Annotated in this window: 23 protein-coding genes; 11 read left to right on the forward strand and 12 right to left on the reverse strand. The window is 71.1% G+C overall.

All coding sequences use genetic code 11. The features are described 5' to 3' along the window. Nucleotides 1-25 precede the first annotated feature (25 nt). Together ACQEWB_RS20430 and rsmI are read right to left on the reverse strand one after the other, a co-directional pair. Nucleotides 26-460 (reverse strand): hypothetical protein, encoded by a 435-nt coding sequence (locus ACQEWB_RS20430; protein ID WP_432832987.1) that lies wholly within the window; start codon nt 458-460, stop codon nt 26-28. Nucleotides 461-706: 246 nt separating this feature from the next. Then, on the reverse strand, nt 707-1,567 hold the full coding sequence (gene rsmI, locus ACQEWB_RS20435; RefSeq protein ID WP_432832989.1) for a 16S rRNA (cytidine(1402)-2'-O)-methyltransferase: 861 nt from the start codon (nt 1,565-1,567) through the stop codon (nt 707-709). A gap of 95 nt (nt 1,568-1,662) precedes the next feature. Between rsmI and ACQEWB_RS20440 the strand changes: the two genes are divergently transcribed. Then, the gene (locus ACQEWB_RS20440; protein ID WP_432832991.1) at nt 1,663-3,402 is read left to right on the forward strand and encodes a dolichyl-phosphate-mannose--protein mannosyltransferase; all 1,740 of its coding nucleotides are present in this window, start codon (nt 1,663-1,665) and stop codon (nt 3,400-3,402) included. A 28-nt stretch (nt 3,403-3,430) separates the two neighbouring features. Here ACQEWB_RS20440 and ACQEWB_RS20445 read toward each other — a convergent pair whose 3' ends face one another. Then, the gene (locus ACQEWB_RS20445; RefSeq protein ID WP_432832993.1) at nt 3,431-4,246 is read right to left on the reverse strand and encodes a helix-turn-helix domain-containing protein; all 816 of its coding nucleotides are present in this window, start codon (nt 4,244-4,246) and stop codon (nt 3,431-3,433) included. Beyond that, entirely contained in the window at nt 4,243-5,286 is a 1,044-nt protein-coding gene (locus tag ACQEWB_RS20450; RefSeq protein ID WP_432832995.1) for an SDR family oxidoreductase, read from the reverse strand. Before ACQEWB_RS20450 ends, ACQEWB_RS20445 begins: the two co-directional genes overlap by 4 nt. A 268-nt stretch (nt 5,287-5,554) precedes the next feature. Here ACQEWB_RS20450 and ACQEWB_RS20455 point away from each other — a divergent pair, with 268 nt between their 5' ends. Both ACQEWB_RS20455 and ACQEWB_RS20460 read left to right on the forward strand, forming a co-directional pair. Further along, nucleotides 5,555-7,183 (forward strand): penicillin-binding transpeptidase domain-containing protein, encoded by a 1,629-nt coding sequence (locus ACQEWB_RS20455; RefSeq protein WP_432832997.1) that lies wholly within the window; start codon nt 5,555-5,557, stop codon nt 7,181-7,183. A 272-nt stretch (nt 7,184-7,455) separates the two neighbouring features. After that, nucleotides 7,456-9,123, forward strand: coding sequence for a penicillin-binding transpeptidase domain-containing protein (locus ACQEWB_RS20460; protein ID WP_432832999.1), 1,668 nt, complete (start codon nt 7,456-7,458; stop codon nt 9,121-9,123). Nucleotides 9,124-9,144: 21 nt separating this feature from the next. Here the strand turns inward: ACQEWB_RS20460 and ACQEWB_RS20465 are convergent, their stop codons facing one another. Beyond that, entirely contained in the window at nt 9,145-9,504 is a 360-nt protein-coding gene (locus tag ACQEWB_RS20465; RefSeq protein ID WP_432833001.1) for an SsgA family sporulation/cell division regulator, read from the reverse strand. Between the two features lie 168 nt (nt 9,505-9,672). On the opposite strand from ACQEWB_RS20465, the gene ACQEWB_RS20470 reads away from it, so the two are divergent. The 7 genes from ACQEWB_RS20470 (at nt 9,673) to ACQEWB_RS20500 (ending at nt 15,935) form a co-directional block, all read left to right on the forward strand. Continuing rightward, nucleotides 9,673-10,737: an energy-coupling factor ABC transporter permease gene (locus ACQEWB_RS20470; RefSeq protein WP_432833003.1), complete on the forward strand. Its 1,065-nt coding sequence runs from the start codon at nt 9,673-9,675 to the stop codon at nt 10,735-10,737. 17 nt (nt 10,738-10,754) lie between these two features. Then, nucleotides 10,755-11,516: a cobalt ECF transporter T component CbiQ gene (gene cbiQ / locus ACQEWB_RS20475; RefSeq protein WP_432833005.1), complete on the forward strand. Its 762-nt coding sequence runs from the start codon at nt 10,755-10,757 to the stop codon at nt 11,514-11,516. Next, a complete protein-coding gene (locus ACQEWB_RS20480; RefSeq protein WP_432833007.1) occupies nt 11,504-12,283 on the forward strand; it encodes an energy-coupling factor ABC transporter ATP-binding protein in 780 nt (259 codons plus the stop codon). The genes cbiQ and ACQEWB_RS20480 overlap by 13 nt, the downstream gene beginning before the upstream one ends. Nucleotides 12,284-12,293: 10 nt before the next feature. After that, on the forward strand, nt 12,294-12,764 hold the full coding sequence (locus ACQEWB_RS20485; protein ID WP_432833009.1) for a MarR family winged helix-turn-helix transcriptional regulator: 471 nt from the start codon (nt 12,294-12,296) through the stop codon (nt 12,762-12,764). A 492-nt stretch (nt 12,765-13,256) separates the two neighbouring features. Further along, a complete protein-coding gene (locus ACQEWB_RS20490) occupies nt 13,257-13,706 on the forward strand; it encodes an organic hydroperoxide resistance protein (protein WP_432833011.1) in 450 nt (149 codons plus the stop codon). 74 nt (nt 13,707-13,780) lie between these two features. Continuing rightward, a complete protein-coding gene (locus tag ACQEWB_RS20495) occupies nt 13,781-14,947 on the forward strand; it encodes a serine hydrolase domain-containing protein (protein WP_432833013.1) in 1,167 nt (388 codons plus the stop codon). 67 nt (nt 14,948-15,014) lie between these two features. Next, nucleotides 15,015-15,935: a class I SAM-dependent methyltransferase gene (locus ACQEWB_RS20500; protein ID WP_432833015.1), complete on the forward strand. Its 921-nt coding sequence runs from the start codon at nt 15,015-15,017 to the stop codon at nt 15,933-15,935. 42 nt (nt 15,936-15,977) lie between these two features. Here the strand turns inward: ACQEWB_RS20500 and ACQEWB_RS20505 are convergent, their stop codons facing one another. The 7 genes from ACQEWB_RS20505 to ACQEWB_RS20535 all read right to left on the reverse strand — a co-directional run bounded on the left by ACQEWB_RS20505 (nt 15,978) and on the right by ACQEWB_RS20535 (nt 23,528). Then, on the reverse strand, nt 15,978-16,151 hold the full coding sequence (locus tag ACQEWB_RS20505) for a hypothetical protein (RefSeq protein ID WP_432833017.1): 174 nt from the start codon (nt 16,149-16,151) through the stop codon (nt 15,978-15,980). Nucleotides 16,152-16,381: 230 nt separating this feature from the next. Beyond that, nucleotides 16,382-16,657: a DUF1876 domain-containing protein gene (locus tag ACQEWB_RS20510; protein ID WP_432833019.1), complete on the reverse strand. Its 276-nt coding sequence runs from the start codon at nt 16,655-16,657 to the stop codon at nt 16,382-16,384. A 253-nt stretch (nt 16,658-16,910) separates the two neighbouring features. After that, the gene (locus ACQEWB_RS20515; RefSeq protein WP_432833021.1) at nt 16,911-19,670 is read right to left on the reverse strand and encodes an alkaline phosphatase family protein; all 2,760 of its coding nucleotides are present in this window, start codon (nt 19,668-19,670) and stop codon (nt 16,911-16,913) included. Between the two features lie 4 nt (nt 19,671-19,674). Beyond that, nucleotides 19,675-21,045, reverse strand: coding sequence for an ABC transporter permease (locus ACQEWB_RS20520; protein WP_432833023.1), 1,371 nt, complete (start codon nt 21,043-21,045; stop codon nt 19,675-19,677). Continuing rightward, nucleotides 21,042-21,986: an ABC transporter ATP-binding protein gene (locus tag ACQEWB_RS20525; protein ID WP_432843913.1), complete on the reverse strand. Its 945-nt coding sequence runs from the start codon at nt 21,984-21,986 to the stop codon at nt 21,042-21,044. The genes ACQEWB_RS20520 and ACQEWB_RS20525 overlap by 4 nt, the downstream gene beginning before the upstream one ends. A gap of 202 nt (nt 21,987-22,188) precedes the next feature. Continuing rightward, a complete protein-coding gene (locus tag ACQEWB_RS20530; protein ID WP_432833025.1) occupies nt 22,189-23,034 on the reverse strand; it encodes an EamA family transporter in 846 nt (281 codons plus the stop codon). Further along, complete coding sequence (locus tag ACQEWB_RS20535) at nt 23,031-23,528, reverse strand: YbaK/EbsC family protein (RefSeq protein WP_432833027.1); 498 nt, start codon at nt 23,526-23,528, stop codon at nt 23,031-23,033. The genes ACQEWB_RS20530 and ACQEWB_RS20535 overlap by 4 nt, the downstream gene beginning before the upstream one ends. Nucleotides 23,529-23,630: 102 nt before the next feature. Between ACQEWB_RS20535 and ACQEWB_RS20540 the strand changes: the two genes are divergently transcribed. Beyond that, nucleotides 23,631-24,428 (forward strand): class I SAM-dependent methyltransferase, encoded by a 798-nt coding sequence (locus tag ACQEWB_RS20540; protein ID WP_432833029.1) that lies wholly within the window; start codon nt 23,631-23,633, stop codon nt 24,426-24,428. Nucleotides 24,429-24,430 lie beyond the last annotated feature (2 nt).

Below are 24,430 nucleotides of genomic sequence, written 5' to 3' on the forward strand. Positions count from 1 at the left end.
CGAAAGGGGCATGCCACCGAAGCCGTCAGCTGGCCTTGCGGTGGGACTGGAAGGGGTGCAGGAGGTCGGAGAGGTGCCAGTGGTGCCGTTCGCCGGCCTCACCGCCGCCGACGCCCTCGGCCCCGGGCTGCGCCACCTCGACCGGCCCCGCCTGCCGCGGCGCCTTGGTCTGGTGGCGGTGGGCCGCCTCACGCACCGAGGAGACCTGCCCCGGCCGCATGATCCGGACGAGATGGGCGTCGCAGTTCTGGCACGTCGGCTTGGACAGCGGGGAGGGGACGACCTGGCCGTTCGCCACGTACATCACGAACTCGTGGCCGTCGGCGTCCGTGTGGTGCTCAATCTCGTACGACTGCTCCCAGCCGTGCCCGCAGCGCATGCAGGCGAAGGAATACGACTCGTGCACGACTGCGGTCGCCGCACTGCGGAGGCCGGTCTGCTGCCCTGCGATCTCGCTCATGCCAGCTCCTCTGATCTGCTGGACCAAGGGACGGGTGCGTCCCTGCATCCAGTAAGACGCCTGAGCAGGAGCCGACGCATCAGGTCTGTCTACTGTTGGAGCCGATTTGGACTTTCCTTGCCATACCGGCCCTCCAGGTACGGTCAGGACTTTGCTTTTCACGACAGCCCTTTGCCTGCCCGTGGGGCGCGCGCTCAGGCGAGATGCGCCCTGCCCACAGGGGGTGTGGCCGACTTCACGAAGACCTCACGAACCACTCGCCGAAGCGGCGTTCTTCGCGGCCACAACCGCGTCGAAAACCTCCCTCTTGGGCAGCCCGGCGTCCGCCGCGACCGCCGCGATGGCCTCCTTGCGGCGCTCGCCCGCCTCCTCGCGCACGCGCACACGGCGCACGAGCTCCTCCGCGCTCACGGCGTGCGCGCCCCGTTCGGGCGCCCCCTCCACGACCACGGTGATCTCCCCGCGCACGCCCTCCGCCGCCCACGCCGCGAGCTCCGCCAGCGGACCCCGCCTGACCTCCTCGTACGTCTTGGTCAGCTCGCGGCAGACGGCCGCGCGCCGCTCGGCCCCGAACGCCTCGGCCATCGCGGCGAGGGTGTCGTCGAGCCGGTGCGGGGCCTCGAAGTAGACGAGCGTGCGCCGCTCCTCGGCGACCTCCTTGAGGCGGGTCAGCCGTTCGCCCGCCTTGCGCGGCAGGAACCCCTCGAAGCAGAACCGGTCGACGGGCAGCCCGGACAGCGCGAGCGCGGTCAGCACCGCGGACGGTCCGGGTACGGCGGTGACCTTGACGTCCTTCTCGACGGCGGCCGCGACCAGCCGGTAGCCGGGGTCGGAGACGGACGGCATGCCGGCGTCGGTGACGAGCAACACCCGTGCGCCGCCGACGAGTTCCTCGACGAGTTCGGGCGTACGGGCGGACTCGTTGCCCTCGAAGTACGACACCACGCGCCCCTTGGGGGTGACGCCCAGGGCCTGCGTCAGGCGCCTGAGGCGTCGGGTGTCCTCGGCGGCCACCACGTCCGCCGAGGCCAGCTCCTGGGCCAGCCGGGGCGGCGCGTCCGCGATGTCGCCGATGGGGGTGCCTGCGAGTACGAGGGTTCCGGTCACGCCCCCATCCTCCCAGGGGCGACAGAGGTGAACGCATTCGAACCCTTACCGCGCATGCACGGGACTCACACAGAACGGTTCCCTACGATGGCGCGGTGACCAGTACCGCGTCCTCACCGGACACCCGGCCCGGCCAGGCACCCGAAGACCAGCGGCCGTCGTGGCAGCAGCGGCTGCGCCGTTTCGGATACACGGCCGAGCCCAGAAGCGACGTCCGTGAGCGCCTGGTGCCGCCGTTCGTCAAGCCCAGCCCGCGGCTGTGGCAGGTGCTGGGCCTGTCCCCGGCGCTCGCCGAGCGGATCACGCGCTGGTCCGGCTGGGGCGGTCCGCTGCTGGTGACGCTGATGGCGGGTGTCATGCGGTTCTGGCATCTGGGCAGCCCCAAGGCGGTGATATTCGACGAGACGTACTACGCGAAGGACGCGTGGGCGCTCGTCCACCGCGGCTTCGAGGTCAACTGGGACAAGAACGCCAACGACCTGATCCTGTCCACGAACGGGCACGTGACGATCCCTGCGGACGCGGCCTATGTCGTGCACCCGCCGGTGGGCAAGTACGTGATCGGGCTGGGCGAGCTGATGTTCGGGTTCAACCCGTTCGGCTGGCGCTTCATGACCGCGCTGCTCGGCACGCTGTCGATCCTCATGCTCTGCCGGATCGGCCGCCGTCTGTTCCGCTCCACCTTCCTCGGCTGTCTGGCCGGCGGGCTGATGGCGGTGGACGGGCTGCAGTTCGTGATGAGCCGCACCTCGCTGCTCGACGGCGTGCTGATGTTCTTCGTGCTGGCCGCGTTCGGCTGCCTGGTCATCGACCGGGACCGGGCCCGCGAGAAACTCGCCGCCGCGCTCCCGGTCGGCCCCGACGGCCTGGTCCGCCCGGACGCGTACGCGGCGGAGCGGACCCGCCTCGGGTGGCGCCCCTGGCGCTGGCTCGCGGGCCTGTGCCTCGGCCTCGCGATCGGCACCAAGTGGAACGGCCTCTACATCCTGGCCGCGTTCTGCGTGATGGCCGTGCTCTGGGACGCCGGTTCCCGCAAGGTCGCGGGCGCCCGGCACCCGTACACCGCGGTCCTCAAACGGGACACGGGCATCACCTTCCTGGCCACGGTCCCGGTCGCGGTCGTCACCTACTTCGTCTCCTGGATCGGCTGGATCCTCTCGCCGACCGACGGCACCGGCGGCTACTTCCGCAACTGGGCGGTGACCGACGGCAAGGGCGGCAACTGGACCTTCCTGCCGGACTGGGTGCGCAGCCTGTGGCACTACGAGCACGAGGTCTACAAGTTCCACGTCGGCCTGTCCTCGCCGCACACGTACATGTCCAACCCGTGGAGCTGGATCGTCGACGGCCGCCCGGTCTCGTACTTCTACGAGTCCCCCTCCCCCGGCACGGACGGCTGCCCCGCGAACGCGGGCGGCAAGTGCGCCCGCGAGGTCCTCGCGATCGGCACGCCGCTGCTGTGGTGGGTGGCCTGCTTCGCGATCGCCTACGTCCTGTGGCGCTGGCTGTTCCGCCGCGACTGGCGGGCCGGCGCCATCGCCTGCGGCATCGCGGCGGGCTATCTCCCCTGGTTCATGTACCAGGAGCGCACGATCTTCTTCTTCTACGCCGTCGTCTTCGTCCCGTTCCTGTGCCTTGCGGTGGCGATGCTCCTCGGCGCGATCGTCGGTCCCCCGGGTTCCAGCGACACCCGCCGGGTGGCCGGCGCGACGGGCGCGGGCGTCCTGGTGCTCCTGATCGCCTGGAACTTCATCTACTTCTGGCCGCTGTACACCGGCACCGCGATCCCGATCGACGACTGGCGGTCGCGGATGTGGCTGGACACCTGGGTCTAGCGTCCTCGGACGCCGGTCAAAGGCTCGATCAGAGGCTGTTGAGGAGGGCCAGGCGTTCGGCGCTGGTGGAGTCCGGGTCGGCGTAGTAGACGACGATCAGCTGGCGGGCCTGTGGGCGCAGCATCTTCTCGTAGTGGAGGTCGAGTTCGCCGACGAGCGGGTGGTTGAGGCGGGTGAGGCCGGTGTCGCGGCGGCGGACCTCGCGGCGGGTCCACAGGGTGCCGAACCGCTCGCTGGCGACGGTCAGTTCGCCGATGGTCTCCAGCAGCTCCGGGTCGGCGTCGTCGACGTCGAGCAGGGCGCGCAGTCCGGAGACGGCCTTCGCGGTCATGTCGTCCCACTGCGGGTAGAGGCTGCGCATCTCGGGTTCGAGGAAGGCGGCCCGCAGCGGGTTGCGGCCGACGGCGAAGAAGGGACACAGGAGTACGGCCGACCGGTTCGCGGCGACGACGCGTCCGCCGGGCCCCTGGGCGTAGGCGGGGGTCTGCGGCCAGCTGTCCAGGAGCGGCTGGAGATCACCCTGGTCGGCGCGGGGGCGGGCGCGCTTCCTACGGGCGGGCGGGGCCGGGTGGGCCAGGCGGTGCAGGTAGGCGACAGCGTCCTCGTCGAGCTGGAGGGCGGCGGCCAGGGCGGCCAGGATCTGGTCGGAGGGGTGGAAGTTGCGGCCCTGTTCCAGGCGCAGGTAGTACTCGGGGCTGATGCCGGCGAGCTGGGCGACCTCCTCGCGCCGCAGTCCGGAGACCCGGCGCCGCTCGCCGGCGGGCAGCCCGGCCTGCCCGGGGCTGATCTGCCCGCGCCGGGCCCGCAGGAACTCGCCCAGGGTGTCGGCCGTCTCGCGTGTCATGACCGTGACGCTAGCCCTTCAAGCAGTCCGAGGCGGACCAGGCTCCGCGCGGTGGCCACGACGGCGTCCTCGTTGGAACGCGGGGACCAGTCCAGCTCCTTGCGGGCCTTGGCGTTGGAGGCGCGCCGGACCACGCCCAGCTGGGGCACCGTCTCGCGCAGCGGCGGGTTGACCGTGGCGAGCAGGCGCAGCAGCCAGGCCGGGGCCGAGCGGGTGGGTGCCTTGGCGGCTGCCTCACCCAGGTGCGCGCGCAGCGCCAGGGCGATGTCGTGGAAGGACATCGGCTCACCGGCCAGCGCCAGGTACCGCTGTCCGGCGGCCTCCGGCGCCGTCATGGCACGCAGCTGCAGGTCGGCCACGTCCCGGACGTCCACCGTGTTGGTCCAGATCGGCGGCGCGGCCCGCATTCCGCCGGTCAGCATCGCGTGGATGATCCGGATCGACGCGGAGTAGTCCGGTCCGAGGACCGGCCCGAAGATGCCCACGGGGTTGACGACCGCCAGCTCCATGCCGCCGCCCTCGCGCTCCACGAAGTCCCAGGCGGCCCGTTCGGCCACCGTCTTGGACTTGATGTACGCGGACACCCCCGGTCCGTCGGTCCGCGTCCAGTCGTCCTCGTCGAACGTCCGCCCGGTCCGGCCGTGGCCGTAGCCCACCGCCGCGAAGGAGGAGGTCAGCACCGTGCGCCGCACGCCCGCGTCCCGGGCGGCCCGCAGGACCCGCAGGGCGCCGTCACGGGCCGGGACGATGACTTCGTCCTCGTTCTTCGGCCCCGCCCCGGGAAACGGGGAGGCCACGTGCAGGACGTGGTCGACGCCCTGCACGGCCCGGTCCCAGCCCTGGTCGGAGGTCAGATCCGCCTCGACACAGGTGACACCGTCCGCGTGCGGGGCTCCGGCCACGGCGAGCATCCGCTCGAGGTCGGGCCGCCGTGCCAGGGAGCGCACCGTGGTCGTGACCGTGTGTCCGGCGGTCAGGAGCTGGGCGATCGTACGGGAACCCAGGAACCCGGTTCCGCCCGTGACGAGTACATGTGACATGCCTTCATCGTCGGCAGCCCGGCCGACGCGTTCCAGATCCCGCCGATACCAGTACTCGCAGGGACAGGCTCGGCGACCGGCGGATGACCGGCGTTCACATATGTGGCTGGATACCCGGGTATAGCGGACCTGCGCTTCTCTCTTTGGACAACAAACGGAAACTCCCGTCACAGATGGCTCTCATCCCGCATACAGTGCGGGGCACGCCCGGTTTTTCTGAACACGTTCAGAAGATGCGGGGAAGGCTCACGGGGAGGGATTCGAAGGGATGGGCAAGGGGGTCAAGGCCGCCGTCATAGGCAGCGTGTTCGCCGTGATGGTGGGCGGCGCGGGATACGGCGCCTTCAACATCGTGTCCGCGCTCAGCGACGACGGGGGCTCGGGTTCGGGCGGCTCGGGGGCCGTAAAGACGGGGCCGCCGAGCGCCGACGAGATCAAGCAGGCGTCGGCGAAGTTCCTCGCCGCCTGGGCCAAGGGGGACGCGGCCGAGGCGGCGACGTACACGAACAACGACGCGGGCGCCGAGCCGCTGCTGACGGCCTACGGCGAGAGCGCGCACATCGAGGACGTGAAGATCACGCCCGGCGCGGCGACCGGTGCGACCGTGCCTTTCACGGTCAAGGCAACGGTGTCGTACGAGGGGAAGTCCAAGCCCCTCGCATACAAGAGCGAGTTGACGGTGGTGCGCGGGAAGACCACCGGGCGGGCGCTGGTCGACTGGCAGCCGTCGGTCGTCCATCCGCAGCTGAAGACCGGCGACACACTGGTGACCGGTGAGGCGGCGGACCCGCCGATCGAGGCCGTCGACCGGAACGACGTCGTACTGACGAAGGACAAGTACCCGTCGCTGGGCCCGATCCTGGACGAACTGCGCGCCAAGTACGGCGACTCGGCGGGCGGTACGCCCGGGATCGAGCTGTCGATCCGGCACGCGGCCGAGGGCACGGCGGACACCTCGCTGCTGACGCTCGCCGAGGGCAAGGCGGGCAAGCTGCGGACCACGCTGAGCGCGAGCGCGCAGGCGGCGGCCGAGACGGCGGTGAAGAAGTACTCCGAGTCGTCCGTGGTCGCCGTCAAGCCCAGCACCGGCGAGGTCCTGGCGGTCGCCAACCACCGCGCCGACGCCTTCAACGCGGCCTTCCTGGGCCGGCTGGCCCCCGGCTCCACGATGAAGATCCTCAGCGCGGCCACGTTCATCGACAACGGCATCACCAGCATGAACGGCCCGGCCCCCTGCCCGTCCAGCGCGGTGTGGATGAGCCAGCGGTTCACCAACCTCAAGAACCTGCCGTCCAACGAGAACGCCACCCTCGCCGACAGCTTCGCGCGCTCCTGCAACACGGCCTTCGTGAAGTACGCCGACGAGGTCAAGGTCGACTCCCTGACCAAGGAGGCCGAGGACCGCTTCGGGCTCGGGCGGGACAACTGGAAGACCGGCATCCCGTCCTTCGACGGCTCGGTGCCGGCCTCCGGCGGCCCGGACACCGCGGCCAACCTGATCGGCCAGGGCCAGGTGCAGATGAGCCCGCTGAACATGGCCTCGGTGACGGCGACCGCGATGACGGGCGCCTTCCGGCAGCCGGTCATCGTCTCCCCGAAGCTCGACGACCGTGAGCTCGCCACCGCCAAGGGGCTGTCCTCGGGCACGGTCGCCCAGCTGCGCGCGATGATGAACCGCACCGCCACCAGCGGCACCGCGGCCGGCGTGATGGCCGGCCTGAGCGGCAGCATCGGCGCGAAGACGGGCTCCGCGGAGGTCGACGGCCAGGCCAAGTCCAACAGCTGGTTCACGGGCTACCGCAACGACGTCGCGGCGGCGGCCATGACCCAGGACGGCGGCCACGGCGTCGACGCGGCGGGCCCGATTGTCGCAGCTGTGCTACGGAGTGCCGGCTGAAGTCACCCGTTAAGGAAGGGACTCTAGGCTGTTGGCGTCGTTGGGTTGGGTGAGGGCTGGGCCCTGGCGTCACATTCCCGTCGTCCGCCCGAAGGGCGGGTCCGGCGGCGTCTGGTGCGTGTGATCGCAAGGCGCCGGGCCACCCACGTGGCGGAGCCACGTGGGTGGTTCGGCAACGCGGCGAGCGCGCGTGCCAGGCGCCGCCGGACAGGCGGGAATGTGACGCCAGGGCCCTGAGGGGACCCTGAGGAATTCGTAAAGGAACGGAAGCCGTGGGTAACAGAAGGCGCGTCGCCGAGCGACGGAAGACCAGGCCCGCCGTGGTCGGCGGGATGATCGCCGTGGTGATCGGCGGCGCCGGCGTCGGCGTCTACGCGCTGTACGGCGGCGGGGCGGCGGCCGACGACCGCTCGACGTCCAGCAGCGCCGACCACAAGGACGTCAAGACCGGGCCGCTGTCCGCGACCGAGGTCCGGACGGCCGCCACGAAGTTCCTCACCTCCTGGCAGACCGGCAAGGTCGCACAGGCGGCCGCCGTCACGAACGACTCGACGGCGGCCACCGCCCTGCTCACCGGCTACACCAAGGACGCCCACATCACGGGCGTCACCGTCACCCCCGGCACCCGCACCGGCGACAAGGTCCCCTTCTCCGTCAAGGGCACGGTCTCGTACCAGGGCAGCAAGAAGCCCCTCGCGTACGAGAGTTCGCTGACCGTCGTGCGCAGCAAGGAGGACGGCAAGCCGTACGTCGACTGGCACTCCGCCGTCGTCCACCCGGACCTCAAGGACGGCGACACCCTGGTCACCGGCGAGTCCGGGACCCCGCCCATCAAGGCGTACGACCGTCACGGCGGCGAGCTGACGACCGCCAAGTACCCGTCGCTGGGGCCTGTACTGGACGGCCTGCGGGAGAAGTACGGCAAGATCGCCGGCGGCAAGGCGGGCGTGGAGTTGAACGTCGTACGCGGCAAGGCCTCGCAGAAGGCGAAGCTGTCCGACAAGACGCTGCTGACGCTGACCAAGGGCACGCCCGGCAAGGTGAACACGACCCTGAGCCCGGTCTACCAGGCCGCGGCCGAGAAGCAGGTCGCCGCGCAGGACAAGTCGTCGGTCGTCATGATGCGCGCCTCGACCGGCGAGATCCTGGCCGTCGCGAACCACAACCACGGCTTCAACGTGGCCTTCCAGGGCTCCTTGGCCCCCGGCTCCACGATGAAGGTCGTGACCTCGACGATCCTGTTCGAGAAGGACCTGGTCCACCCCGACGAGTCGCACCCCTGCCCCAAGACGTACAAGCTCGCCGGCTGGACCTTCCACAACGACGACGACTCCGAGATCAAGCAGGGCACCTTCAAGCTGGCCTTCGGGGCGTCCTGCAACAACGCCTTCATCAACTTCGCGCCCAAGCTGTCCAACAGCGACCTCACCGAGGAGGCGCAGCAGGTCTACGGCCTCGGCATGAACAACTGGGCCATCGGAGTGCCGACCTTCGACGGCTCGATCCCGGTGCAGAGCGGCGCACAGATGGGCGCCTCGCTGATCGGTCAGGGCGGGGTGCGCATGAACCCGCTGAACATGGCGTCGGTGTCCTCGACGGTGGCCTCGGGCGTCTTCCACCAGCCGTACCTGGTCGCCCCGTCGGTGGACCACCGCACGCTCGCGAAGGCCTCCCGCACGATGTCCGCGCAGACCCAGGCCGAGCTGAAGGAGGTCATGTCCTACACCGCCTCGTACGGCACGGCCGCCAAGGCGATGGCGGGCATGTCGGGCTGCGGTGCCAAGACGGGCTCGGCCGAGGTCGACGGGCAGAAGAAGCCGAACGGCTGGTTCACGGCCTACTGCGGCGACCTCACCGCGTCGGGCGTGGTCCAGGCGGGCGGTCACGGCGGCGACACGGCCGGACCGATCGTGGCGGCCCTGCTGAAGATGGGCGGCTGACGCGGCAGAAGGCCGGTCGGCCTACCGCCGTACGGGTTCCCCGGTGGCCAGATAGGTGCGCCGCAGGAACCTCATGAGGGTCTTCGACTCGAACTGCACGACCGAGACGCCCTGCGCCGAGTGGAACTCGACCACGGCCTGTACCCGGCCGCACGGCCAAACTCGGACCTCTCCGCTGCCGGCCGGGGCCCGCAGGCCCTGTTCGAGCAGGGAGCGGGCGAAGGTCCACTCGTCCGTGCCGGGCAGCCCCACGCGCACCGATCGGGGATCGGCCTCGGGGTCGTACCGCAGCACCACCGGTACGGCCCCCCGCTCCTCCTGCACCTTTTCGTCCGCGTCCGTGACGATATGGGCTCGTGCGTACTGTTCGACTACAGACATCGGACGACCCCTCGACGCTGAGTGACCTAGGCGAAAGCTGTGCATCCGCTTTCCCTCCAATGTCGCATATTTTCCGGCCCTCGCTTCCTGACGACGGACATCTCACATTCGCGATGACGACAACCTGGCTCTTGCAAAAGGTTCGCAATAAGCCACTATCATCGAACGGTGCATGTGCCTGACGGATTCATCAACGCCCCCACGTCCGCCGTGACCGGAGTCGTCGCCGCGGGCGCCATCGCCGTGAGCCTGCGCGGCGCACGCCGTGAGCTCGACGAACGCACCGCGCCACTGGCGGGTCTGGTGGCGGCGTTCATCTTTGCCGTACAGATGCTCAACTTCCCCGTCGCGGCCGGAACAAGCGGCCATCTGCTCGGCGGGGCTTTGGCGGCGATCCTCGTCGGGCCCTACACCGGAGTCCTCTGCGTCTCCGTCGTCCTGCTCATGCAGGGCATCCTCTTCGCGGACGGCGGCCTGACCGCGCTCGGCGTGAACATCACGGACATGGCGATCGTCACCACCGTCGTCTCGTACGCCGTCTTCCGCGGCCTGGTGAAGCTGCTGCCGCGCGGGCGGCGCTCGGTCACCGTCGCCTCCTTCGCGGCCGCGTTGCTCTCGGTGCCGGCCGCCGCGGTCGCCTTCACGCTGATCTACGCCGTCGGCGGGACCACCGACGTCTCCATCGGCAAGGTCGCGACCGCGATGATCGGCGTGCACGTCCTGATCGGGATCGGCGAGGCGGCGATCACGGCGCTGACGGTGGGCGCGGTGATCGCCGTGCGCCCGGATCTCGTGCACGGGGCGCGTGGGCTTGAGCAGCGGCTCAAGTTGCGTGTGGACGGCGTGCTCGTGGACGTGCCCGCCGGGGCGTCCGAGGGGGCGCGCACGGCGCCCGTCGCGGCGCGCACCTCCCGTCGCGCGCTGTGGATCACCGGCCTGGTCACCTCCCTCGTCCTCGCCGGCTTCGTCAGCTTCTACGCCTCCTCGAACCCCGACGGCCTGGAGAAGGTCGCCCGCGACAAGGGCATCGACAGCAAGGCCGAGGAGCACGCCTCGGCCGACTCCCCGCTCGCCGACTACGGGGTCAAGGACGTCGAGAACGCCCGCCTGTCCGGAGGGCTGGCGGGCGTGATCGGCGTCGGCGTGACCGTGGTCGCGGGGAGCGCGGTCTTCTGGGCCGTGCGCCGGAGGCGTACGCCGGACGTCTCGCCGACCAGCACGAGCGCCGCCTGACATGGGCGAGGTCTGACATGGGCGCGGGACACGCACACCGGCTCTACCGGCACGGGCACTCCCCCGTGCACGCCCTGCCGCCGCACACCAAGCTGGCCGCGACCTTCGCCTTCGTGGTGGTCGTGGTCTCGACACCGCGCGAGGCGATGTGGGCGTTCGGCCTGTACGCCGTCCTCCTGGGCGTCGTCGCGTACCGCGCACGCGTGCCGGCCGGTTTCCTGCTGAAGCGGCTGCTGATCGAGGTGCCGTTCGTGGCGTTCGCGGTGCTGATGCCGTTCGTCGCGGAGGGCGAGAAGGTCGACGTCCTCGGGCTCTCGCTGAGCGTGAACGGGCTGTGGGGCGCCTGGAACGTCCTCGCCAAGGGCACGCTCGGCGTCGCCGCGTCCGTGCTCCTCGCCTCCACCACCGAACTGCGCGAACTGCTGCTAGGCCTCCAGCGGTTGAAGCTCCCGCCGCTGCTCGTACAGATCGCGTCCTTCATGATCCGCTACGGCGACGTCATCACCGACGAGATGCGGCGCATGCGGATCGCACGCGAGTCGCGCGGTTTCGAGGCGCGGGGCGTGAAGCACTGGGGGGTGCTCGCCAAGAGCGCGGGCGCCCTCTTCATCCGCTCCTACGAGCGCGGGGAGCGCGTGCACCTGGCCATGGTCAGCCGCGGTTACGCCGGTTCCATGCCGGTCATCGACGAGGTGACCGCGTCCCGGGCGCAGTGGTCGTACGCCCTCGCGCTCCCCGCCGCCGCCCTCGTCGTCTGCCTGCTGGGATGGACCCTGTGAGTACTGCTTCCGCCGCTTCCCTGGAGGTCACCGGCCTCGCCTTCGCCTATCCCGACGGCCACCAGGCGCTGTTCGGCGTGGACTTCACCGTCGGGCGCGGCGAACGGGTCGCGCTGCTCGGGCCCAACGGCGCCGGCAAGACCACCCTCGTGCTCCACCTCAACGGCATCCTGACCGGCGGCGCGGGCACCGTGACGGTCGCCGGGCTGCCCGTCGGCAAGAAGCACATGGCGGAGATCCGGCGCCGGGTCGGCATCGTCTTCCAGGACCCGGACGACCAGCTCTTCATGCCGACGGTCCGCGAGGACGTGGCGTTCGGGCCGGCGGCGGCCGGGCTGAGGGGTGCGGAGCTGGAGGCGCGGGTCGACCGGGCGCTGGAGCGGGTCGGCATGGCGGAGTTCAAGGAACGCCCGCCGCACCACCTCTCCTTCGGCCAGCGCCGCCGGGTCGCCGTCGCGACCGTCCTCGCCATGGAGCCGGAGATCCTCGTCCTGGACGAGCCCTCCTCCAACCTGGACCCGGCCTCCCGCCGCGAACTCGCCGACATCCTGCGCTCCTTGGACGTCACGGTCCTCATGGTCACGCACGACCTCCCGTACGCCCTCGAACTCTGCCCCCGCTCCCTGATCCTCAGCGAGGGCGTCATCGCGGCGGACGGCAAGACGGCGGAGCTGCTCTCCGACGACCGCCTGATGCGGGCCCACCGCCTGGAGCTGCCCTTCGGCTTCGATCCGCGTTCCGCGTCGGCCGGGCAGGGCCGTCCGTGACAATGGGCGCGTGACGAACGAGGACCATCCGGCGCCCGAGGGCTCGCTGCTGCTCGACGACCAACTGTGCTTCGCGCTGTACGCCGCCCAGCGCGCCGTGACGGCCGCGTACCGTCCGGTCCTGGACGAACTCGGCCTCACCTACCCGCAGTACCTCGTCCTCCTCGTCCTCTGGGAGCGCGGCGAGACCACGGTCAAGGAGCTGGCGGCGGCGCTGCGGCTCGACTACGGCACGGTGTCGCCGTTGCTCAAGCGGCTGGAGAGCGCCGGGGTTGTGCGCCGGGAGCGCGCGACCCACGACGAGCGCTCGGTGCTCATCGCCTGCACCGGGCGCGGAGAAGAACTGCGGGAGCGCGCGGCGCGCGTCCCCGGCGCGCTGCTCACGGCAACGGGCCTCGGCGCCCCGGAGGTCGCGAGGTTGCGCGAGGAGTTGTGGCGGCTCACGGAGAGGGCGCACGAGGCGGCCGAGCGCCGGGCCTGAACCGACTGAAACGACGAGGGGCATGGACCGGTGGGCAGGGGCCGACGCGGCCGGCCTGGGTCGCCGAGCAGTTCGGGTACGAGTACGCGGACGTGGCCGGCGGCGGCTCCAGCTCCGGGTCCGCGCTGCTGCTCGTACCGTCCGCCGACCCGCGGCTCCGGGAGCGGGCGGCCGGGAACCAGGCGCGCCGCCCGCAGGCGGCTCGCGGCTGAGGCTCGGAATCGGCCCGAACCCCACCGCCCTCGCGATCGTCGCCACGGTCCGGGTCGCGCTCATGGCCCTGATCCCGCTGGGCCTGACCCGCCTCCGCCACGTCCCACCGGACCGAGCACTCCCCGGCCACGGCAACCCGTTCACCGGAGGGGTCCAGGACCCGCGCCGCCTCCCATCTCGGGTTACCCGCGGTTATTACCCCCTGGTAGTCCAGCCCCTCCCTACCGGCCAGTACCTTGTGCACGATGTACTTGCACGCACTCGTTTGGGGGGCCAGCCATGAGTGACGACGACCTCGCCGTCGACACCCGACCGACGAAGATCATGTACGTCGCCGAGGCGACCGCACACGGCGGCCGGGACGGCTACGTCACCAGTCAGGACGGGCAGATCGAGCTGAGGGTCGCGATGCCGCCGGAGCTGGGCGGGGACGGCAACGGCACCAACCCGGAGCAGCTGTTCGCGGCCGGGTACAGCTCCTGCTTCCACAACGCGCTGGTGCTGGTGGGCCGCCGTTCCGGCTTCGACCTGACCGGTTCCACGGTCGCCGCGAAGGTCGGCATCGGCCCCAACACGCAGAAGGGTTACGGCCTCGCGGTCGCCCTCAGCGTCTCGCTGCCGGTGCTGGACCAGGACGTCGCCGCGAAGCTGGTGGACGCGGCCCACGAGGTCTGCCCGTACTCCAATGCCACCCGCGGCAACATCGATGTAACGATCCTGTTGGGGTAGCGACACCGGGGAATCGCAGGCTGTCGGGGGGTGTTGCCCCCACAGTCGCAGGTGGACCGGAAGGAAGTACGGGCGTGGACGTGAACGGCACAGTCGCCGAGGGCTTCGAGCCGGTCCGGGAGGCGTTCGCGCGGAACTTCCAGGTGCTCGGGGACCGGGGTGCCGCGGTCGCCGTCTACCAGGGCGGGCGCAAGGTCGTCGACCTGTGGGGCGGCACGAAGGACGTCGACGGGACCGAGCCGTGGGAGCACGGCACCGCCCAGATCGTGCGCTCCGCGACCAAGGGCGTCGCCGCCGCCGTACTCCTGCTGCTGCACCAGCGTGGGGAGCTGGACCTGGACGCGCCGGTCGGGGAGTACTGGCCGCAGTTCAAGGCGGCCGGAAAGGAGCGGACGCGGGTGTGGCAGTTGCTCGCGCACCGGGCCGGGGTGCCCGTGCTGGACCGGCCGTTGACGCCGGCCGAGGCGGCGGATCCCGCGCTGGGCGCGGAGGCCGTTGCGGCGCAGGCGCCGGTGTGGGAGCCGGGGTCGGACCACGGGTACCACGCGCAGACGTACAGCTGGCTGACCGGCGAGCTGGTGCGGCGGATCACCGGGCGCGGGATCGGCGAGTGGATCGCGGACGAGATCGCCGGGCCGGTGAGGGCAGAGCTGTGGCTCGGGCTGCCGGACGGCGAACGGGCGCGGGTGGGGCGGGTGGCGCAGGTCGATCCGCCGGCCGATCCGCACGGGTTCCGGACGCGGCCGAAGCGTGCCGTCTCCGAGGCCTACGCCGACCCGGCCTCCCTCACCCGCCGCGCCTTCGCCGCCATCAGCCCCCTGCCCGACGAGAACGACCCCGGCTACCGCGCCGCCGCCCTCCCCGCCTCCAACGGCATCGCGACGGCGGACGGGCTCGCGCGTTTCTACGCCTCGCTGATCGGTGAAGTGGACGGCGGGACACGGCTGTTCGCGCCGGAGACGGTGGAGCTGGCGCGCGCCGAGCGCAGCGCCGGGCCGGACCGGATCCTCGTCGTGAACACCCGGTTCGGCCTCGGCTACATGCTGCACGGAGCGGCCTCCCCGCTCCTCGCCCCCACCTCCTTCGGCCACCCCGGCCGCGGCGGCGCCCTCGGCTTCGCCGACCCCGAATCGGGCATCGCCTTCGGCTATGTGACCAACGGTTTCAGGAAGAGCGTTACGGCGGACCCGCGGGCGCAGGCGTTGGTACGGGCGGTGCGGGACGTCGTCGTAACGCCGTAGGAGCCCCTCCCCGCGGCGCCGGAAAACCGGTGGAAGCGGCGGCGCATGCGTCCGTACCGTCCCTCGGGTGACCTATCTGAGCCCCCTGGGGTATCTGCTGGGCGTCGAGGGCGCCGCTCTGCTGCGCGGCTTCCGGGAGCGGAGCGCCGACCGGGCGTTCGTCGAGGCGCGGATCGCCGAGATCCGGACGCTGCTGGACACGCCCGCCCTCGCGCATGCCGAGGGTGAGACGGCGCGTGAGGGCACGATCAGTACGGCCGAGGTCTACCGGTCCTGGGCGCCGCACTACGACTCCCCCGGCAACCAGATGATCGACCTCGAACAGCCGGTCGTCCGGCGCATCCTGGACGGTCTGCCCGTCGGCACGGCCCTGGACGCGGCCTGCGGCACCGGCCGGCACACCGCCCACCTGCACCGGCTCGGCCACCGGGTGACCGGTGTGGACGCCTCACCGGAGATGCTCGCCCTGGCCCGCGAGCGCCTGCCGGACGTCGGCTTCCACCAGGCCGACCTGCACGACCTGCCCCTTGGCGACAACACGGTCGAAACCGTCGTCTGCGCGCTCGCCCTGACCCACGTACCCGAACTGGCGCCCGTGCTGGCCGAGTTCGCGCGTGTCCTGCGCCCCGGCGGTCACCTCGTGATCTCGGACGCCCACCTGCTGGTGTCCTATCTCAGGCCGACCCTGCCCCGCCAACCCGACCCGGAGGGCCACCCGACCCTCCTCGCCGAGTACCACCGTCCGCTCAGCGCCTACCTCGCCGCGGCCCTGCCCCTCGGCTTCCAGGTCCGGCACTGCGAGGAGCCCCGCCGCCCGCTCCGTTCCCTCGCCCCCGACACCGCGCCGGACCCGCTCCCCGCGCACATGTCCTGGGACCTCCTGCACTGGTGCCCGGAGGCTTCGGCCGCGGCCCTGGACGACTCCCCGGTCGCGGTGGTCTGGCACTTCCAGCTCGAGGACACCGGGAAGAACAGCACCAAGGACTGACCAAGGGCTGACCTCAGACCGTCTTGATCGTGCTCCCGTCGATCACGTGGTCGCGCCGGTGATGTTCCCCTGGGTGAACCCGGCGAGGGTCATGCCCGACGCGGCCGCCCACTGGGCGATCCGGCCCTTGATCGGGTTCGTCCTCGACCTGGATCCCACCGGCGCCCGCCCGCAGGCCTGCTCGGGCCGACGGGCAGCGCGCGCGTCATCGAGCACGTACGGCTCCGGGTCACGGCCGCCGCACACGCCTCCGGGCACCTTGCACCACCGGCGCGGGACACCGAGCCGCCGCACGACGTCCCCGCGGCCTTCGTCGCCGGCGCGCTGCTGGGTGTGGCCACCGACTGGTCGCAGCGCGGCTGCCCGGGAACGCCGACCGCGATGACCGTCGTGACGAAGCCGCTGTTGAACGCGCTCCCTACACGTTGATCCCTAGGCATTGCTCCCTACACGTTGATGGGATGCGAAGTCCGTCCGGACGCCGAGTCGATCTCGCCGTGGGCCTTCGTCAGGAGCTGCATCGCTATCTCGTTGAGTGCGCGGGCGCCGGCGATCTCCTCCCCCACCCGCGGCTGATTGGAGTCGGTGTGGTGGCGGCTGGCGTGGCCGCGGGTCCGTATCTCGGTCCCGTCGGGCAGCCGTACCAGCGCGGCCGCCTCGGTGTGTTCCTCGTCCTCCCGGAACTCCAGTTCGACATGCCATCCGACTGTGCTGTGCGTCATGACGATCACCTCCGGAACACCTCCTTCCAGAGTGCTCCTCCCGACCCCCTGGGCGCATCCACTGGCGGAACCCCGCCGCGGCCGTGGCATCGGGGCATGGCGCCCCAGTGGGAGCTCATGCGTGACTGCATTCCCGTCGAGCAGGGCGGTTCCGGCCGGCCGAGCAGGAGGCCGGAGAGGCGCACCCACCAGGGGCCCCGAGCCGGAACTGACGCCGGTACAGGGCCCCTTGGCGTGGGGGGGTGCAGGTGGCTCAGCCGTCGTTCTCCGCCGACGGGAGGTAGGCGCCCGGTACGTCGTTCGGGGCGTAGACCTTCTTGTCACCGGGGTACGGCTTGGTCCAGTTATGGGTCTGGTACCAGGTGTAGCGGTTCATCTGGGTCGGGTTGGCGTAGTCGGGCACGGCGTTCGGGCCGGTCAGGCGCTGGTGCCTGGCCCACGCCTTCCACTCGGCCGCGAGATCCCGCGCGGCTTCCGGCACCGCCGTGGTCGTCGGCGCGGCGGCCGCCTTGGTGTCCTGCGGGGCCGGGTTGTCCGAGCCGCAGGTCGGCTGGGGGCTGACGCCGAGGGTCAGGGAGGTCCGGTTCGGGACCGCCGTGAACGGCGTGTCGTTCGCCTTCGGGGTGAAGGCGTTGTACATCGGGGTGGCCGCGCTGTCGAGCTGGTTCATCGGGTGGATGCCGAGGATCTGCTCGATGGTGCGCATCATCGTGATCTGCGAGTAGTAGTGGCTGTCGACCGTGCCGTGCTTGGCGTACGGGCTGATGACCTGGACCGGTGCGCGGTGGCCGTCGACGTGGTCGAGGCCGTTCTGGGAGTCGTCCTCGACGACGAAGATCGCCGAGTCCTTCCAGTACTTGCTGTGCGAGATCTCGTCGACCATGCGGCCGACCGCGAGGTCGTTGTCGGCGACCTCGGCGGAGGCGTTGGCCGGGCCGCCGGTGTGGTCGTTGGAGAACCAGAACATGTTCAGGTTCGCCGGGCCGTTCTTCTCGAAGTCCTGCTTCCAGATCTGCTCTTTGTAGATGTCCGGGACGTCGAGGTCGAACAGCGGGAAGCCCTGCACCGACACCTTGTTGAGCGAGGGGATCGCCGAACCCGTCTGGATCGGGTACTGCGTCTGCGCCCCCGTCGACTCCATGGTCCTGGTGTCGCAGTACAGGTTCTGCCAGGTCGCGCCGGCCGGTTTGGTCTCCAGCGACTGGAACTCGCCGAAGTCCTTGACCGACTTGCCGACCGCCTGCGCGCCGGTCCAGATGAAGCCGGTCTTCTGGTGGCCGAGGACGTCGTTCTCGGTGTCGTAACTGCGCGTGTACTCACCGGCGGAGGACTCGGTGTACTCCGGGTTGTCCGACTGCATCAGCCAGTTGTGGCCCTCGGCGGAGTTGGTGCCGACGTCGTAGAAGTTGTCGTAGAGCCCGAACTGCTCGGCCAGGGCGTGCTGGTTGGGCGTGACGTTCTCGCCGAAGGTGGTGAGCGTAGAGTCGCCGTTGCCCTGCGGCAGGTCGCCGTAGACCTGGTCGTAGGTGCGGTTCTCCTTGACCAGCAGGAAGACGTGCTTGATCGTCGACGGGTCGCCGAGGCGTACGGGGACGGGCAGCGCCTTGGCGTGGCTCTTGCCCTTGGCCGCCGTGAGGACCGAGCCGGCCGTCCAGCCGTTCATCTTGAAGACCTTGGCCGTCTGGGACCTGATCGTGCGGTCGTCGGGCAGCGTGAACTGCGTCAGGCTCGACGTCGTGTCGTGGGTGTTGTGGCCGGCCGCGGTGGTGGGGCGGCGGGCGTCGATGCCACGGGTGTTGGAGACGACGATGTTCTTGCCGACGGTGGCGATCCCGGACGGGAAGTAGTCCGTGGGGAGCAGGCCGACGTAGCGGGCGGGCTGCTGCGCGGAGGTGTAGCGGTAGACGGCCACGGCGTTGGCGCGGCCGAGGGTGACCAGCAGGCGGCCGTCGTCGGTGAGCGTCACGGCGTTGGGCTCGTAGCCGACGGAGGCCTCGGGCCAGGGCTGGGTGGCGATGGTCTGGACGACCTTGTCCTTGGCCGCGTTGATGACCGAGACGCTGTTGTCGGCGGTGTTGGTGACGAACACCGCGCCCTTGCTCGCGTACACGGCGGTCGGGTGCAGTCCTACGTCGATGCTGTCGACGGCGGCCGACGGGTCGGCGGTGTCGATGACGCTGACCGTGCCGGTGGTGGCGGCGCCGGTGTCGGGGTCGGCAACGACGTCGGTGCCGTAGGAGTTGATGGTGGTGTCGCCGGGCCCGGCCGGGCGGCCGCCCTCGTTGCTGACGTACAACTTGCCGCCGACCAGGGCGAGTCCGCGAGGAGCGTTGCCGACTGCCCAGGTCTGCTTGACGGTCCCGGTGGCCGCGTCGATGGCGACGACCTTGTTCTGCCCGTTGACGGCGGAGTAGACGGTGGACCCGTCGGCCGAGAAGACGGCCGCGCCGACCAGGGCGTGCTTGGTGCCGTCGACCGGGATGCCGACGGCGACCGGGTTGGAGAGCGTGCCGTCGGCGGCCACGGTGAACTTGGTGTAGCCGTCGGCCTGACCGAGCCACAGCTGGGTGCCGTCGGGCGAGTAGGTCGGGCCCTCCTGGCCGACGGCGGCGGTCTTGATGCGCAGGTCGTCGGCCGCGTTCGTACCGACCTTCTGCCTGACCTGCCCGGTGGCCAGGTCGAGGACGACCAGGGAGGCGTCGCCGTCGGCGACCGAGGCCGCGAGGTGGGTGCCGTCCGGGCTGACCGTGGACGACATGATCTTGCCGTCGTTGACGACGGTCCGGCTGCCGTACGGGTTGATGTACTGGTCGCTGGAGATGACCTGCCCGTTCGCCGTCTCCTGGGCGACCTGCTGGGTGCCGAACTGCCACGTCGAGGCGACCGCGGTGCCGGTGACGCCGAGGGCGACCGCGATGCCCGCCGTGACCAGCAGAGTCCGGCGCCCGACGCGTCTGCCGAAGAGGTTGACCGGCTCCTTCTCAATAACCCGGCGCTGCCGTGTTACCTGCATGGACCTATCCCTTCGAGGTGGTGTCGAGCAGCTCGACGTTGCCGTCGAACTGCCACAACGGGTTGGGCGCGTCTCCCGTCGAAGTACGCACCAGGAAGTAGCCGTTGACTTCCTTCGGCCCGTCGCCGTCGGCGACGAACCGCCCGTCCGATCCGATGTCGAGCTGGTAGATCGCCGTCCCCGCGACCGCGACGCCCGGCAGGTGCCAGGTCACGACACACCGCCAGTCGTTGCCCGCGCCCTCCTGGGCGTCCTGGCCGTCGCTCTTGGTGCACGCGGCCGAGGCCCGCAACTGCGCCTCGGTGACAGCGGGTCGGTGCAGCTGCTCGGTCTGCAGCCGGTAGAGATGACCGAAGGCCGTGGCAAGGGACCGCTGGACCTTGTCCTGCTCGATCCCGGAGCCCATGGAGGGCGTCGATACCGCCACGACTCCCACGGTCACGGCGGTCAGGGCGGCCAGCGGCAGCAGTCCTACGGCGAGCGCGCGGCGCCCGGCACCGTCGTAGGCCGGGTTGGTGAAGTCCCGCCGCAGGAACAGCAGATGGGCCAGCGCGGTCGCGAGCACCGCCCAGACCAGGCTCACCGCGACGCCGATCAGCAGCGGGCCGAGCTGCCGGGGGCTGGTGAACAGGCCGTTCCAGGAGATGAAGGCGTAACCGGGCAGCGCGAGGCGTACGGCGACGGGCAGCGGCAGCATCTGGGCGACCTGCATCGCGAGCGCGACGAGCGCGGGGAGGAGGAGACCCATCGGCGACCGGCCCAGCGCGACCGAGCCGAGCAGGCCGATCGCGGCGAGCGCGAGGGTCGGGGCGAGGGCCGCGAACCAGGCGAGCAGCACGCGTACGGCGGTGTCGCCGGGGGTGAGGAGATGGCCGTCGAGGCCGACGAGGGGTTGGTTGCCGACGGCCAGGAGCCCGCCGACCGTGCTGGACACGGCGAGTCCGGCGACCAGCGCCAGGATGACGGTGAGCCCCGCGAGGGACTTCGCCACGAAGATACGGCGGGGCGAGCGGACGGCGACGAGCAGGTGCCGCCAGGTACCGAGCCGGTCCTCGCAGGCGAAGACGTCACCGGCGACGACGGAGGTGAGCAGCGGCAGCGCCCAGGTGCCGGCGAACCCGAGCATCACCAGCGGCCCGGCCAACCCGGTGGCGTGCATCCAGCGCCCGAAGAGGGTGTCGGAGGGGAGGGTGCTCTGCCGGCTGACGCCCGCGACGAAGAGGGCGGGGGCGATCCAGCAGGCCAGCACGAGGAGCCGTATCCGCCACTGGGAGACGAGCTTGACGAGCTCGAAGCGGTAGCCGCGGGAGACGGAGACGCGGTGGCTGACGACAACGCTGTCTTCGACGTCATCTTCTACGACGGTCGCGGTCACCTGTCCGCCTCCTGCTGCTCGGTCAGGGCCAGGAAGGCGGCTTCGAGCGGTGACACCACGGGCGCCAACTCCCGTACCGCGACGCCCGATCGAACGAGTCCGGCCACCAGCTCGTCGAGAGCGGGTACCAGTCCTCGTACGACGACGAGCCGGTCGTCCTGACCCGCCGCGCCGATGTCGTCGAGGAGCCGTATCCCTGCCGTCTCCTCGGCCAGGCGGCGTGCGGCGGACGGGTCGGACGTACGCAACCGGTAGTCGAGTTCACGGTTCTCGGCGGCGAGTTTGCCCGGCGGGCCGGAGAAGACCACCCGGCCGGTGGCCAGAATGGTGACCTCGGCGCAGAGCGCCTCCAGGTCGTCCATGCGGTGGCTGGAAAGGACGACTCCCGTGCCGTCCGCGGCGAGCCGGGTCAGGACGCGGTGGACGTGTCTCTTGCCGGCCGGGTCGAGGCCGTTGGAGGGCTCGTCGAGCACGAGCAGACGGGGCTTGGTGAGCAGGGCGGCGGCGAGGCCGAGCCGCTGGCGCATGCCGAGGGAGAAGCCGCGGGTCCTGTCGTCGGCGACGTCGGTGAGCCCGACCTGGGCGAGCGCGTCGTCGACGCCCGCCGACTTCGCGTCCAGGCCGCGGAGTTCGGCGAGTGCGGCGAGGTTCTGCCGGGCGGTGAGGGAGGGGTAGAGACCGGGCGCGTCCACGAATCCGGCGACGCCGTCGGGGACGGCGAGGGCCCGCTCGACAGGCCTGCCGAGGATCTCCAGACGGCCGCCGTCCGCGACCGCGAGCCCCAGCAGCAGCCCCAGCAGGGTCGTCTTGCCGGCGCCGTTCGGTCCGACCAGGCCGTGGATCCGCCCCCGTGCCACGTCCAGGTCGACGCCGTCGAGTGCGACGACCTCACCGAAGCACTTGGTGATCCCGCGGGCCCGGACCGCGTGGAGTGTGTCCATGAGTCCCATGAGTCCCTTCTTCCGCAACCCGCAGGGACCTTATGGACAGCACACAACCCGCACACAGGCGATTGACTGAACACGCGCCGAACGGTTCGTCAAGGCAACGGCAAGTCGGCCAAAGGACCGCCAACTTCAGGCCATGTCAAGGCGGGACGGGAAAAGTCGCGGCAACTCCGACCAAAGCAAACGGTGGCAGCCGCTAACCCGCCCGCAGCATCAGCCCGATCCCGCACACCAGCAGCATCGCCGCCGCGATCCGCGGCGCCCCGAAGCGCTCCTTGAAGAACAGCGCCCCGATCGCCGCCCCGACGATGATCGACGACTCGCGCAGCGCCGAGATCGGCGCGAGCTCGGCCTTGGTCTGGGCCCAGAGCACCAGCGCGTACGCCGTGAAGGAGAGCGCGGCGCCGAGCAGGCCCACGGATGCGAATGGCCGTAGCATCGCCGCCGATTCACCGCGCCAGCGCCACAGCGCGTACGCCGGGATCGCGAGCCCCTCCATCGCCATCAGCCAGGCGATGTACCCGAGGGAGGACCCGGAGGCCCGCACCCCGAGCCCGTCCACGACCGTGTACCCGGCGATGGTCAGGCCGGTCGCGAGGGCCGCGACGATCGCCGGCCAGTTGGGGCGGCTGCCGCGCAGGCCCCACAGGGCGACGCCGGTCAGGCCCGCGCAGGACAGCGCGACGCCGGCGGCCGCCCACCCGTTGGGGACCTCGTGCGCGAAGAGGGCGGCGAAGAGGGTCACGACGAGGGGCGCGGTACCGCGCGCGATCGGGTACGCCTGCCCGAAGTCCCCGAGCCGGAACGACCGCATGAGCAGCGCGAAGTAGGCGATGTGGATGAGCGCGGAGACGAGGAGATACGGCCATGCCCCGGCCGCCGGCACCGCGACGAACGGCATCATGGCGACCCCGATCAGCATCCCGCCGCCCGCGATCAGCGTGAACCCGACCAGCTTGTCGGTGATCTGGTGGGCGATCGCGTTCCAGCCGGCGTGGGTGACGGCGGCGAGCAGGACCGCCGAGGCGACCAGCGGGGTCACGAGGTGCGCTCGCGCACGTCCACGAGGGTGGCGCCGGCGTGCGCCACGAGTTCCTTGGGCTCCATCGGGAACACGGCGTGCGGATTGCCGGCCGCGGCCCACACCACGTCGTGCTCCAGCAGCGAACGGTCCGCGAGCACCCGGGCCTTCGTCCGGTGCCCGAAGGGCGGCACGCCCCCGATGGCGTACCCGGTCGTCTCCCGTACGACGTCGGCCTTGGCCCGCGTGACCTTCGCGACGCCGAGCGCCTCCCGCACCAGCTCCACGTCCACCCGGGACGCCCCGTCCATCAGCACCAGCACCGGCACCCCGTCCGCCGCGAAGATCAGCGACTTGCAGATCTCGCTCAGCTCGCACCCGATCGCTGCGGCCGCCTCGGCCGCGGTGCGCGTCGCGTCCGGGAACCGGCGCACCTGGGAGTGCAGGCCGCCGAGGCCCAGCTCCTCCAGGGCGGCGGCGAAGAGGGGGTGGGCTCCTGATTCCGAAGGCGTCATGAACGGCACGCTAGCGGTACGTGTACGAGGCAGGCGACCGAGTTACCCGTGCATCCCTCGCTACCTGTGATTGCGCTGTTACGCGCCGTGACAATGTGTGACATGACGCGCTACCTCTTCGACAACACCGGCGTCCAGACCGAGAACCGCTTCCACTCCCTCGAAGCGTGCTACGACCCCTTCTCCCGCCGCCAATTGGCCCGGACCGGCCTCGCACCCGGCTGGAGATGCCTCGAAGTCGGCGGAGGCGGCGGCTCGTTGGGCGACTGGCTCGGCGAGCAGGTGGGCCCTGGGGGCGAGGTCACGATCACCGACCTGGACCCCCGCTGGACCATCCGCCACCGCCCGCCCCACGTCCGCGTCCTGCGCCACGACATCGTGAGCGAGCCCCTCCCCACGGACGGCTACGACCTCGTCCACGCACGCCTGGTCCTCCTCCACATCCCCGAGCGCCTGGCCGTCCTCGACCGCCTGGTCGCGGCACTCCGCCCGGGCGGCGCGCTGGTCCTGGAGGAGTTCGACTGCACGTGGCAGCCGGTACTGGCCGCGCCCGATGGGGGTTCGGCCGCCCTCTACGAGCGCGTCCAGGCGGCCTTGCTCGCCCAGTTGGAGAAGCGGGGCGCGGACTGCCTGTGGGGCCGCAAGGTCTTCGCCGCGATGGCCGACGCCGGCCTGACGGACCTCGCGGCGACGACCTACGCCGAGTCGTGGACGGGCGGCGGCACAGGCGTGGGCCTGCACCACGCGAACGCCCGCCAGGTGGCTGAGGGGCTCCGCGAGGAGGGCGTCACGGAGGACGAACTCGCCCGCTACCACGCCCTGCTGGCGGACCCGGAGTTCACGGTGAACTCGCTCCCGCTGATCAGCGTGACGGGTCGGCGCCCGAGCGGAGAGCGGTGACC

The sequence above is a fragment of the Streptomyces sp. CA-249302 genome (assembly GCF_050936785.1).
Classification (GTDB): domain Bacteria; phylum Actinomycetota; class Actinomycetes; order Streptomycetales; family Streptomycetaceae; genus Streptomyces.